The following is a 12,036-nucleotide window of genomic DNA, read 5'->3' on the forward strand; positions in this document are numbered from 1 at the left end:
TACCCGTAATCGGGTGCACACATCACGAGAGCGGAACATCGGGAGGAATAGTCCCGACGTTCACAGCGTCCTCGCTGTGTTTTTCTTCAAAGGAACCTCGACCATCCGAAACCGGATGGACGGGGCATCAACATATCTGGCGTTGACTTTTGGCACGCTGTTGAGTTCTCAAGGAACGGACGCTTCCTTTGTACTCACCCTCTCGGGCTTTCCTCCGGGCGCTTCCCTTCGGTCTTGCGTTTCCGACTCTATCAGATCCTTCCGATCCGATTTCCTCGGTGCTTTCCAGGCCGACGCTTTCGCGCTTTCCCTTTCCGGCGGTTCCGACTTTATCAGAGATTCTGAGTCGGTTTTCCCACCCCCACCGGGACTGGTTCCGCCGCATGAAGCGGTCGGGTGCCCGATCGGGAGGAGATGTAAACGTACTGGAGCGGGGCGCCCCGATGCAAATCGAGGCGCCCCGCTCCTGGTTCGCTCGCGCGTGGTGTCCGACGGACCGTCAGACCTCGACCACCACGGGCAGGATCATCGGCCGGCGCCGGTAGGTGTCGGAGACCCACTTCCCCAGCGTGCGGCGGACGAGCTGCTGCAGTTGGTGGGGTTCGACGACCCCGTCCTGGGCCGAGCGCTCCAGCGACTCCGTGATCCTCGGGATCACGTCACTGAAGGCCGAGTCCTCGATGCCGGAACCCCGCGCCTGGATGTGCGGCCCGCCCGTGATCTTGCCGGTGGACGAGTCCATGACGACGAAGACCGAGATGATGCCCTCGTCGCCGAGGATCCTGCGGTCCTTGAGCGCCGGTTCGCCGACGTCGCCGACGGAGAGGCCGTCCACGTAGACGTAGCCCGCCTGGACCTTGCCGGAGATCTTCGCCTTGCCCTCGATCAGGTCGACGACCACGCCGTCCTCGGCGATCACGATGCGGTCGTGCGGGACGCCGGTGAGGGCGCCCAGTTCGGCGTTGGCGCGCAGGTGGCGCCATTCGCCATGGACCGGCATCAGGTTCTTCGGGCGGCAGATGTTGTAGAAGTACAGCAGCTCACCGGCCGAGGCGTGTCCGGAGACGTGCACCTTGGCGTTGCCCTTGTGGACGACGTTGGCGCCCCACCGGGTCAGTCCGTTGATCACGCGGTAGACCGCGTTCTCGTTGCCGGGGATGAGCGACGACGCCAGGATCACGGTGTCGCCGTCGACGATCCGGATCTGGTGGTCGCGGTTGGCCATGCGGGACAGCGCGGCCATCGGCTCGCCCTGGGACCCTGTGCAGACCAGGACCACCTCTCTGTCGGGGAGGTCGTCGAGCGTCTTGACGTCCACGACCAGACCCGGCGGGACCTTGAGGTAGCCGAGGTCACGGGCGATGCCCATGTTGCGCACCATGGAGCGGCCGACGAAGGCGACCCGGCGGCCGTACTCGTGGGCGGCGTCCAGGATCTGCTGGATGCGGTGGACGTGGCTGGCGAAGCTGGCCACGATGATCCGCTTGCCGGCGCCCGCGAAGACCTGGCGCAGGACGCCCGAGATGTCACGCTCGGGCGGGACGAAGCCGGGGACCTCGGCGTTCGTGGAGTCGGCGAGCAGGAGGTCGATGCCCTCCTCGCTGAGCCGGGCGAACGCGTGCAGGTCCGTGAGGCGGTTGTCCAGCGGGAGCTGGTCCATCTTGAAGTCGCCGGTGTGCACGGCCATGCCGGCGGGCGTGCGGATCGCCACGGCGAGCGCGTCGGGGATGGAGTGGTTGACCGCCACGAACTCGCAGTCGAAGGGACCGATGCGCTCACGCTGTCCCTCCGCCACCTGGAGCGTGTACGGGCGGATGCGGTGCTCCTGGAGCTTCGCCTCGATGAGGGCGAGGGTGAGCTTGGAGCCGATCAGCGGAATGTCCGGCTTCTCCCGCAGGAGGAAGGGGACGCCGCCGATGTGGTCCTCGTGGCCGTGGGTGAGGACGATGCCCTCGATGTCGTCGAGGCGGTCCCTGATCGACGAGAAGTCGGGCAGGATCAGGTCGATTCCGGGCTGCTCCTCCTCCGGGAAGAGCACTCCGCAGTCGACGATCAGGAGGCGGCCTCCGTACTCGAAGACCGTCATGTTGCGGCCGATCTCGCCGAGGCCACCGAGCGGGGTGACCCGCAGGCCGCCTTCGGGCAGCGGCGGGGGCGCGCCGAGTTCAGGATGCGGATGACTCAAAAGACTCTCCTCACCACACGCGCCACGTACCGGTGGGGCACGTGGCGCGCATGACGTTCGTGCAGAAGCAGTTGTCGTTCGGTGGTGCGGGCACCGGTGGCCCGCGTATTCAGTTGTGAGGTCTGTCTGCGCGCCCTGGGCGCGCGAAGTCTGATTACTGGAGTTGTACCCCGCCGGCGGCAAGATCGATCTTGAGCTGCTCGATCTCTTCGGGCGTGCACTCCACCATGGGGGCGCGCAGGGGGCCAGCGGGGAGGCCCTTGAGCGCGAGCGCCGCCTTGGTGGTCATCACGCCCTGGGTGCGGAACATGCCCGTGTAGACGGGGAGCAGCTGCTGGTGGATCTCGGTGGCCTTCTGCACGTCGCCGGAGGTGTACGCCTCGACCAGGGCGCGCAGCTCAGGGGTGACGACGTGGCCGACGACGGAGACGAAGCCGACCGCTCCGATGGACAGCAGAGGCAGGTTGAGCATGTCGTCGCCGGAGTACCAGGCGAGGCCGGTGCGGGCGATGGCCCAGCCGGCCCGGCCGAGGTCGCCCTTGGCGTCCTTGTTGGCGACGATGCGCGGGTGCTCGGCGAGGCGGACGAGCGTCTCCGTGCTGATCGGGACGCCGCTGCGGCCGGGGATGTCGTAGAGCATGACGGGCAGCTCGGCGGCGTCGGCCACGGCCGTGAAGTGCCGGTACAGGCCCTCCTGCGGGGGCTTGTTGTAGTAGGGCGTGACGACCAGCAGGCCGTGGGCGCCGGCGCGCTCCGCGGCGCGGGCCAGTTCCATGCTGTGGTGGGTGTCGTTGGTGCCGACACCGGCCACGACGTGGGCACGGTCGCCGACCGCCTCCACGATGGCCCGTACGAGATCCGCTTTCTCCGCGTCGCTGGTGGTGGGGGACTCGCCGGTGGTGCCGTTGATGATCAGGCCGTCGTTGCCTGCGTCCACCAGGTGGGTGGCGAGCCGCTGAGCGCCGTCGAGGTCGAGTGCGCCGTCCGCCGTGAAGGGCGTGACCATGGCGGTGAGGACCCGCCCGAAGGGGGTCTGCGGAGTGGAGGTCGGAGCCATGGGTTACACGCTACTCGTTGCTCAGGTCGGGGTCTTCCCTAGGGGGAGGCGACCAACGGGGACGAGCGGGGAGCCCGGCACTGCCTGCTCGGGGGTTCAGGCAGTGCCGGGCCCGTTCGATCAGGCTAGATGAACTTCTCGAAATGCCGCAATACGGACACTTCGTGCGGCTGATCCGTACATCTGTACTTGACGGCCGTGCCGGGCCGAGGAGGGGCGCCTACGGGGCGACGCGTCCGTTGGTGTTGAAGGCGGCGTAGGTCAGCGGCATCAGTCGGGCCCACTCGGCCTCCATCTTCTCGCCGACCATCTCGATCTCCCGCTGCGGGAAGGACGGGACCTTGGCCAGTTCGTGCTGCGTGCGCAGGCCGAGGAAGTGCATCAACGAGCGGGCGTTGCAGGTGGCGTACATGGACGAGTACAGGCCGACGGGGAGCACCGAGCGGGCGACCTCGCGGGCGACGCCGGCGGCCAGCATCTCCTGGTACGCCTCGTAGGCCTGCCGGTAGGAGTCCTCCATCGCGCGGCCGGTCAGTTCCTGCTGGGCCGCGGTGCCCTCGACGAAGCGGTACTTGCCGGGGCGGCCCTCCTGGACCAGCTTGCGGGAGGCGTCCGGGACGTAGAAGACGGGCTGGAGCTCCCGGTAGCGGCCCGACTCCTCGTTGTACGACCAGCCCACCCGGTGCCGCATGAACTCGCGGAAGACGAAGATCGGGGCGCTGATGAAGAAGGTCATCGAGTTGTGCTCGAAGGGGCTGCCGTGACGGTCCCGCATCAGGTAGTTGATCAGGCCCTTGGACCGCTCCGGGTCCTTGTTCAGCTCGTCCAGGGACTGCTCGCCGACCGTCGAGACGCGGGCGGCGAACAGCACGTCGGCGTCGGAGGCGGTGTGCTTGACCAGCTCGACGGTCACGTCGCTGCGGAAGCTGGGCTTGAGGTCGTCGGCAGGGGTGTCGGTCACGGCGCGGGGGGTCCTTCCATCACTTCTCTCGGGCGGCGCCCACTCTACGGCGCGGCACCGACACGGGGACCTTCGCTCCCGTGACGCGACATACGGAGGTGAACGACGACGAACTTCTGCGAACTCGGTGAAAATGGGCACCTTTCCGGGCCGTCGCTCGTCCGTCCCGGTGACACTGATCCGTTCGATGCCCGGAGGGAGGGCCTCCCCGATGTCCGGTCCGCGTGAACCCGTACCGTTCGCCTTCGTCGCGGATGCCGAGAGGTTCCGCAGCCATGTCGCCCTGCTGCCCCGGGAGCGTGTCTCCGTCGGGCAGCTGGCCGGGCGCTGGCTGCTCGGGCTCACCCTGGTCGCCGGGCTGGTAGGCGCCCTCATAATCGGGATGCACTCACTGTCCACCGGGCCCTCGGGAGCCGGGCGGCAGCAGTCGCAGGCCGGCGAGGGGCGCTGATCCACCGGGCTGGGGGCACCGCAGCCGTCCGGACCCCCGAGGGTGGTGACCGGTGACACAGATCGATAGCCTCACCGGGCACTGCCCACGTATGGATCGAGTGAGGACCAGCCGTGCCCCTGCCCTTCCTGACGGCCGATCGCGCTTTCGACACGGCGGACGATGTCGCGTTGCCGTACGACGACCGGGACCGCTGGCGGCGCCCCTACCGTCCCGGTCCCTGGCGCGTGGGAGCCGCCGCGCTCCTGCTGCTGCTCGCCTCGTTCGTGCTGTTCGCCGCCGTGATCATCGCGGCGACGGCGACACCGGCGTCGGCCGCCACCGTGTTCGCCGTGGCGCTGGTCGGGGTGGCGGCGGCGCTGCGGCTGCTGCGCATGGGCGTGTGGGTGAGCGCCCGCGGGCTGCGTCACGTGGCCTTCGTCAGCACCCGGACGACCGCCTGGGATCAGGTCGTCGGGGTGCGTACGGTGCAGCAGCCGGTGCGCTGGCTGGGGCTGCCCCGGACCGTGCAGGGACAGGCGCTGGTACTCGCCCGGCGCGGGCGCTCCGCCGGTGCCCTGCCGCCGCTGCTGACCTCACACAACGCCGACTTCCTGGGGCGTGACCAGCTGGCCTTCGACCGGGCCGCCGACACCGTCGAGGCGTGGGCCGACGAGTACGGGCGCGCCTGACCCCTCCCGTCCCCTCGCGCGCTCAGGAGGCGGTCTTGTGCAGGGCGATCGCCCGCTGCATCGCCTGGCGGGCGCGCGGGGTGTCCCGGGCGTCGTGGTAGGCCACGGCGAGCCGGAACCAGCTGCGCCAGTCGTCGGGGGCGTCCTCCGTCTCGGCCCTGCGGAGCGCGAAGACCTCGTCGGCCGACTCCCGGTCGATCCGGCCGCTGGGCAGCCGCCTCAGGTTGTCCACCGGCAGGCCGCCCTCGGCGTCCAGCTCGGCGGCGAGCCGGTTGGCGTCCCGGACGAACTGGGTGTTCTTCCAGAGGAACCACACCCCGATGACCGGCAGGATCAGCACGGCCACCCCGAAGGTGACCGTGAGCAGGGTGCCGGCCTTGATGAGCAGCACACCACGGCTGCCGACCAGGACGAAGTAGACGACCAGGACGGCGGCCGTGAGGGCGTAGGAGATCTTCGCGCGCATGGGGTGGGACCGGCTCAGTTCAGGTCGAGGAAGTGTTCCAGGCCGAAGGTCAGGCCGGGAGTGGTCACCACGCGGCGGACGCCGAGCAGGATGCCCGGCATGAAGCTGCTGTGGTGCAGGGAGTCGTGGCGGACGGTGAGGGTCTCGCCCTCGGCGCCGAGCAGGACCTCCTGGTGGGCGAGGAGACCGCGCAGCCGGACGGCGTGCACCGGGACCCCGTCGACGTCGGCGCCGCGGGCGCCGTCGAGGGCGGTGGCCGTGGCGTCGGGCGCGGGGGCGCTGCCGGCCTGACGGCGGGCCTCGGCGATCAGCTGGGCGGTGCGCGTGGCGGTGCCGCTGGGGGCGTCCACCTTGTTGGGGTGGTGCAGCTCCACGACCTCGACGGACTCGAAGTACGGGGCGGCGATCTGGGCGAACTTCATGGTCAGCACGGCGCCGATGGAGAAGTTCGGGGCGATGAGCACGCCCGTCTCCGGGGACTGGTCGAGCCAGACCCCCAGCTGCGCGAGGCGGTCGTCGGTCCAGCCGGTGGTGCCGACCACCGCGTGGATGCCGTGGCGCACGCAGAAGTCGAGGTTGCCCATGACCGAGGCGGGGGTGGTCAGCTCCACGGCGACCTGGGCGCCGGTCTCGGCGAGGGTCTCCAGCTTGTCGCCCCGGCCGAGGGCGGCGACCAGTTCCATGTCCTCGGCGGCCTCGACCGCCCGTACCGCCTCGGAGCCGATGCGGCCCTTGGCACCGAGGACCGCCACGCGCAGCTTGCTCATGTTCGTTGTTCCTTACCGGGTGTGTTCCGGGTGGGTCAGGCGACGGCGTCGTGCAGCCGGGACGCCTGCTTGTCCTTCAGCGGGCCGATGACCGACAACGAGGGCCGCCGTCCCAGGATGTCCCGGGCGACCGAGCGGACGTCGTCCGGGGTGACCGAGGCTATCCGGGCCAGCATGTCGTCGACCGACATCTGCTCGCCCCAGCACAGCTCGCTCTTGCCGATACGGTTCATCAACGCGCCGGTGTCCTCGAGGCCGAGGACGGTGGAACCCCTGAGCTGGCCGATGGCGCGCTCGATCTCGTCGTCGGGCAGTCCGTGCTCGGCGACCTGGTCGAGCTCGTCGCGGCAGATCTTCAGCACGTCGTGCACCTGCGGGGGCCTGCAGCCCGCGTAGACGCCGAACAGGCCGCAGTCGGCGAAGCCGGAGGTGTACGAGTACACGCTGTAGGCCAGGCCGCGCTTCTCGCGGACCTCCTGGAACAGCCGGGAGGACATGCCGCCGCCGAGGGCGGTGTTGAGCACGCCGAGCGCCCAGCGCCGCTCGTCGGTGCGGGCCAGGCCCGGCATGCCGAGCACGACGTGGGCCTGCTCCGTCCTGCGGCCGATCAGCTCGACGCGGCCGGCGGTGCGCAGCGCGCGCCGGCCGCCTCGCGGGGCGATCGGCTCGGCCGCGGGGTCCTTGAAGGCACCGGCCTTCTCGAAGGCGGCGCGGACCTGCCGGACGACCTTGTCGTGGTCGACGTTTCCGGCGCAGGCGACCACGAGGTGCGTGGGGTCGTAGTGCTTGCGGTAGAAGCGGCGGATGCGGTCGGCGGTGAGGGCGTTGACGGTGTCGACCGTGCCGAGGACCGGACGGCCGAGCGGGTTGTCGCCGAACATGGTGTGCGCGAACAGGTCGTGCACGCAGTCGCCCGGGTCGTCCTCGGTCATCGCGATCTCTTCGAGGATGGCGCCGCGCTCGACGTCGACGTCCTCCTCACGGATCACCGAGCCGGTCAGCATGTCGCACACCACGTCGATGGCGAGCGGCAGGTCGGTGTCGAGCACGCGCGCGTAGTAGCACGTGTACTCCTTGGCCGTGAACGCGTTCATCTCGCCGCCGACGGCGTCGATGGCGGAGGAGATGTCCAGCGCGGAGCGGGTGGCCGTGCCCTTGAAGAGCAGGTGCTCCAGGTAGTGGGTGGCGCCATTGAGGGCGGGGGTCTCGTCGCGGGAGCCGACGTGCGCCCAGATGCCGAAGGTCGCCGAGCGGACCGAGGGCAGGGTCTCGGTGACGATGCGCAGGCCTCCGGGGAGGGTGGTCCTGCGGACCGTGCCGATGCCGTTCTCGCCCTTGACGAGGGTTTGGGTACGGGCGACGGCCCGCGCCTCCGAGGAGGTGCGGGCCGTCGCCTTGGAGCTCAGGGACGTCACTTGTCGGCGTCGTCCTTCTTGTCGTCGGAGCCTTCCTCGCCCTCGATCACGGGGATCAGGGAGAGCTTGCCGCGGGAGTCGATCTCGGCGATCTCGACCTGGACCTTCTGGCCCACACCGAGGACGTCCTCGACGTTCTCCACGCGCTTTCCGCCGGCCAGCTTGCGAATCTGCGAGATGTGCAGCAGACCGTCCTTGCCGGGCAGCAGGGAGACGAACGCACCGAAGGTGGTCGTCTTGACGACCGTGCCCAGGTAGCGCTCGCCGACCTCGGGCATCGTCGGGTTGGCGATGCCGTTGATCGTGGCGCGGGCGGCCTCGGCCTGCGAGCCCTGGGCGGCACCGATGTAGATCGTGCCGTCGTCCTCGATCGTGATGTCGGCGCCCGTGTCCTCCTGGATCTGGTTGATCATCTTGCCCTTGGGGCCGATGACCTCACCGATCTTGTCGACCGGGATCTTCACGGTGATGATCCGCGGCGCGTTGGGGGACATCTCGTCCGGCGTGTCGATCGCTTCCATCATCACGTCGAGGATGTGGAGGCGGGCGTCACGGGCCTGCTTGAGCGCGGCGGCCAGGACGGAGGCCGGGATGCCGTCCAGCTTGGTGTCGAGCTGGAGGGCGGTCACGAAGTCCTTGGTGCCGGCGACCTTGAAGTCCATGTCACCGAAGGCGTCCTCCGCACCGAGGATGTCGGTGAGAGCGACGTAGTGCGTCTCGCCGTTGATCTCCTGGGAGATCAGGCCCATGGCGATACCGGCGACGGGGGCCTTCAGCGGCACACCGGCGTTCAGCAGCGACATGGTGGAGGCGCAGACCGAGCCCATGGACGTCGAGCCGTTGGAGCCGAGGGCCTCGGACACCTGACGGATCGCGTAGGGGAACTCCTCGCGCGTCGGCAGCACCGGCACGATGGCGCGCTCGGCGAGGGCGCCGTGGCCGATCTCGCGGCGCTTGGGGGAGCCGACGCGGCCGGTCTCACCGACGGAGTAGGGCGGGAAGTTGTAGTTGTGCATGTAGCGCTTGCGGGTCACCGGGGACAGGGTGTCCAGCTGCTGCTCCATGCGGAGCATGTTGAGGGTGGTGACGCCCAGGATCTGGGTCTCGCCACGCTCGAACAGCGCGGAGCCGTGCACCCGCGGGATGGCCTCGACCTCGGCGGCCAGGGTGCGGATGTCGGTGACACCGCGGCCGTCGATGCGCTTCTTCTCCTTGATGACGCGCTCGCGGACCAGGGACTTGGTCAGCGAGCGGTACGCGGCGGAGATCTCCTTCTCGCGGCCCTCGAACTCCGGCAGGAGCTTCTCGGCGGCGAGACCCTTGACGCGGTCCAGCTCGGCCTCGCGGTCCTGCTTGCCGGCGATGGTGAGCGCCTGGGCCAGCTCGGGCTTGACGGCGGCGGTCAGCGCCTCGAGGACGTCGTCCTGGTAGTCCAGGAAGATCGGGAACTCACCGGTCGGCTTGGCGGCCTTGGCGGCGAGGTCGGCCTGGGCCTTGCAGAGCACCTTGATGAAGGGCTTCGCGGCGTCCAGACCGGCGGCGACGACCTCCTCGGTGGGCGCCTCGGCGCCGCCCTCGACCAGCGTGATGGTCTTGTCGGTGGCCTCGGCCTCGACCATCATGATCGCGACGTCGCCGTCCTCCAGGACGCGGCCCGCGACGACCATGTCGAAGACGGCGTCCTCGAGCTCGGTGTGCGTCGGGAACGCGACCCACTGGCCGCGGATCAGCGCGACGCGGACGCCGCCGATCGGGCCGGAGAAGGGCAGGCCGGCCAGCTGCGTGGACGCGGAGGCGGCGTTGATCGCCACGACGTCGTACAGGTGGTCGGGGTTGAGCGCCATGATCGTGGCGACGACCTGGATCTCGTTGCGCAGGCCCTTCTTGAAGGACGGGCGCAGCGGGCGGTCGATCAGGCGGCAGGTGAGGATGGCGTCCTCGGAGGGGCGGCCCTCACGGCGGAAGAACGAGCCGGGGATCTTGCCGGCCGCGTACATCCGCTCCTCGACGTCCACCGTGAGGGGGAAGAAGTCGAGCTGGTCCTTGGGGTTCTTGGATGCGGTGGTGGCCGACAGCACCATGGTGTCGTCGTCCAGGTACGCCACGGCGGAGCCGGCGGCCTGCTTGGCCAGGCGGCCCGTCTCGAAGCGGATGGTGCGGGTGCCGAAGGAGCCGTTGTCGATGACGGCCTCGGCGTAGTGGGTCTCGTTCTCCACTAGCATTTTCTCCGTTACTTGTCGTCTTTTGTCCCGTTCGCCCGTGTGGCGAGGGGACGGGCGGAGAAGCGCTCCACTGGTGCGGGCCGGTCTTCGATCGAAGCACCCGGGGTTCACTCTCCCGGGGGCCACTACCGAGGACCGGCGGCGGCGAGGTGCGCTTCCCCTCGTACGGGGGACGTCGGGTGACGTCCCCGTGTGATGTCCGCAGATCGCCTACCCGATGCGACGCGGCTCATCACGCTGAGTCGTAGTTACTGCGTTGTGCTACCACACTACAAAGCCGTGGTGACAGTCCGCACGTACAGCAAAGGGAGCGGCCCCCTTGTCCCAGGGAACCGCTCCCTTCACGGCGTCTTACTTGGCGCCCGCCGCACCGCGGCGGATGCCGAGGCGCTCGACCAGCGCACGGAAGCGCTGGATGTCCTTCTTGGCGAGGTACTGCAGCAGCCGGCGGCGCTGACCGACGAGGATCAGCAGACCACGGCGGGAGTGGTGGTCGTGCTTGTGGGTCTTCAGGTGCTCCGTCAGGTCGGAGATCCGACGGGACAGCAGAGCGACCTGGACCTCGGGGGAGCCGGTGTCACCCTCCTTGGTGCCGAACTCGGAGATGATCTGCTTCTTCACTGCGGCGTCGAGCGACACGCGTACTCCTCGTGATTCTGTGGTGGCCACCGAGTGCCCCCGGTCTGCGTCTCGGGGGGTCTTCCATGACTCGGAAGGCGGGGATCCGCTGGGCGCGGCCTCCAGAGCGCGAACGGCTCCGGGGGTGCGTACACAAACGGCCGTCGACCAGACTACCAGGTGGTGACGGGCCTCTTTTCCCCCGTCCGGCGAACGCGCCAGGAGGGAAGAGGCAGGCCACTAGGGTGAGCGCTCGGATCGATCGTACGTCGGGAAGGGGTCGCTGGGGCATGGCGGAGACGGCTGAGGAGATCAAGGCACGCAAGGAGCGGGAGAAGAACGAGCTCTACGCCCTCGACATCTCCGGCGTCGAGTGGCACGGCGCTCCGGGTACGGAGGAGCACGAGGAGCGGGTGGAGATCGCGTACCTGCCCGGCGGTGCCGTGGCCATGCGGTCATCCCTCGACCCCGGGACGGTGCTGCGGTACACGCAGGCCGAGTGGGAAGCATTCGTGCTGGGCGCGCGGGACGGCGAGTTCGACCTGGAGCCGGCGGAGGGTGACGAGGGGACCACTGCCGCCGCCGGGTAGTCATGTGGAGATATGGAAACGGGCGGTACGCGTGCGTGCCGCCCGTTTGCCGTGTCTGCCGACGAGCTGAGTGAGTTTGCCCTGTACGTAGCGATTCCGTACGGCTGTTGACCGTGTCGCCGCGCTTCGGGCGCCCGCCGGGGCGGGGGGAACGGGGCTGACGGTGCGGGGTACCTGGTGATTAGGCTGGTGCCCGGTGCGACGTCAGAACCCGTTCAACGGGCGTAGGCGTCCTACGGGGAGGGCAGATGGTCGCCCCCAGCACGGCACGAGGGTGCTCGACCAATCAGGAGGAACTGTGAGCAGCGATCGGGACGGTACGCACGGGAGCTGGGCGACCCCCGGCGATGACCAGCCCGACGCGGAGTCCGCCATCGAGACGACGGGCGAGTTCACCATCGACTACGCGCCGCCGGCCTGGTACACGCAGAACGCCTCGGAGGGCGGCGCTTCGGGAGCGTCGTCGTCCGCCGGTTCGTCGTCCGGTTCGTCGTCGGAAGCGTCGGAGGCTGCGGGGACGCCCTCTTCTGGTTCCTCCGGTTCTTCCGGTTACGCCGGCGTGCCTGGTACGTCGTCGGCGCCGTCGGCTCCTTCCGGCAGGCCCGTTCCTCCGCTGCCGGGACTGACTCCGCC

11 protein-coding genes and 1 pseudogene are annotated in these 12,036 nt (G+C 69.3%); 4 read left to right on the plus strand and 8 right to left on the minus strand.

From position 1 onward, the window contains the following. Positions 1–499: 499 nt before the first annotated feature. The 3 genes from B100_RS0132310 to thyX all read right to left on the minus strand — a co-directional run bounded on the left by B100_RS0132310 (position 500) and on the right by thyX (position 4,203). Entirely contained in the window at positions 500–2,185 is a 1,686-nt protein-coding gene (locus B100_RS0132310; RefSeq protein ID WP_024888482.1) for a ribonuclease J, read from the minus strand. Positions 2,186–2,339: 154 nt separating this feature from the next. Further along, positions 2,340–3,242 carry a 4-hydroxy-tetrahydrodipicolinate synthase gene (dapA, locus tag B100_RS0132315; RefSeq protein WP_024888483.1) on the minus strand — a complete coding sequence of 301 codons (903 nt, stop codon included), beginning with the start codon at positions 3,240–3,242 and terminating at the stop codon, positions 2,340–2,342. A 220-nt stretch (positions 3,243–3,462) separates the two neighbouring features. Continuing rightward, on the minus strand, positions 3,463–4,203 hold the full coding sequence (gene thyX / locus B100_RS0132320) for an FAD-dependent thymidylate synthase (RefSeq protein WP_024888484.1): 741 nt from the start codon (positions 4,201–4,203) through the stop codon (positions 3,463–3,465). A gap of 211 nt (positions 4,204–4,414) precedes the next feature. Between thyX and B100_RS0132325 the strand changes: the two genes are divergently transcribed. Both B100_RS0132325 and B100_RS0132330 read left to right on the plus strand, forming a co-directional pair. Further along, positions 4,415–4,654, plus strand: a complete 240-nt coding sequence (locus B100_RS0132325; protein WP_024888485.1) for a hypothetical protein — start codon at positions 4,415–4,417, stop codon at positions 4,652–4,654. Positions 4,655–4,767: 113 nt separating this feature from the next. Next, positions 4,768–5,325, plus strand: a complete 558-nt coding sequence (locus B100_RS0132330; protein ID WP_024888486.1) for a hypothetical protein — start codon at positions 4,768–4,770, stop codon at positions 5,323–5,325. Positions 5,326–5,347: 22 nt separating this feature from the next. Here the strand turns inward: B100_RS0132330 and B100_RS0132335 are convergent, their stop codons facing one another. From B100_RS0132335 to rpsO, 5 genes are all read right to left on the minus strand, one after another. After that, positions 5,348–5,791, minus strand: coding sequence for a hypothetical protein (locus tag B100_RS0132335; RefSeq protein WP_024888487.1), 444 nt, complete (start codon positions 5,789–5,791; stop codon positions 5,348–5,350). A 14-nt stretch (positions 5,792–5,805) separates the two neighbouring features. Then, on the minus strand, positions 5,806–6,558 hold the full coding sequence (gene dapB / locus B100_RS0132340; protein WP_024888488.1) for a 4-hydroxy-tetrahydrodipicolinate reductase: 753 nt from the start codon (positions 6,556–6,558) through the stop codon (positions 5,806–5,808). Positions 6,559–6,593: 35 nt separating this feature from the next. Then, on the minus strand, positions 6,594–7,973 hold the full coding sequence (locus tag B100_RS0132345) for a M16 family metallopeptidase (RefSeq protein WP_024888489.1): 1,380 nt from the start codon (positions 7,971–7,973) through the stop codon (positions 6,594–6,596). Continuing rightward, on the minus strand, positions 7,970–10,189 hold the full coding sequence (locus B100_RS0132350; protein ID WP_024888490.1) for a polyribonucleotide nucleotidyltransferase: 2,220 nt from the start codon (positions 10,187–10,189) through the stop codon (positions 7,970–7,972). The genes B100_RS0132345 and B100_RS0132350 overlap by 4 nt, the downstream gene beginning before the upstream one ends. Positions 10,190–10,546: 357 nt before the next feature. Continuing rightward, a complete protein-coding gene (rpsO, locus tag B100_RS0132355; RefSeq protein ID WP_006130415.1) occupies positions 10,547–10,834 on the minus strand; it encodes a 30S ribosomal protein S15 in 288 nt (95 codons plus the stop codon). 269 nt (positions 10,835–11,103) lie between these two features. Here rpsO and B100_RS0132360 point away from each other — a divergent pair, with 269 nt between their 5' ends. Together B100_RS0132360 and B100_RS37915 are read left to right on the plus strand one after the other, a co-directional pair. Then, positions 11,104–11,403 (plus strand): DUF397 domain-containing protein, encoded by a 300-nt coding sequence (locus tag B100_RS0132360; RefSeq protein WP_024888491.1) that lies wholly within the window; start codon positions 11,104–11,106, stop codon positions 11,401–11,403. Between the two features lie 298 nt (positions 11,404–11,701). Beyond that, positions 11,702–11,830, plus strand: a pseudogene (locus B100_RS37915) (SCO5717 family growth-regulating ATPase); the annotation flags it as partial. Positions 11,831–12,036 lie beyond the last annotated feature (206 nt).

It is taken from the genome of Streptomyces sp. CNH189, from assembly GCF_000527195.1.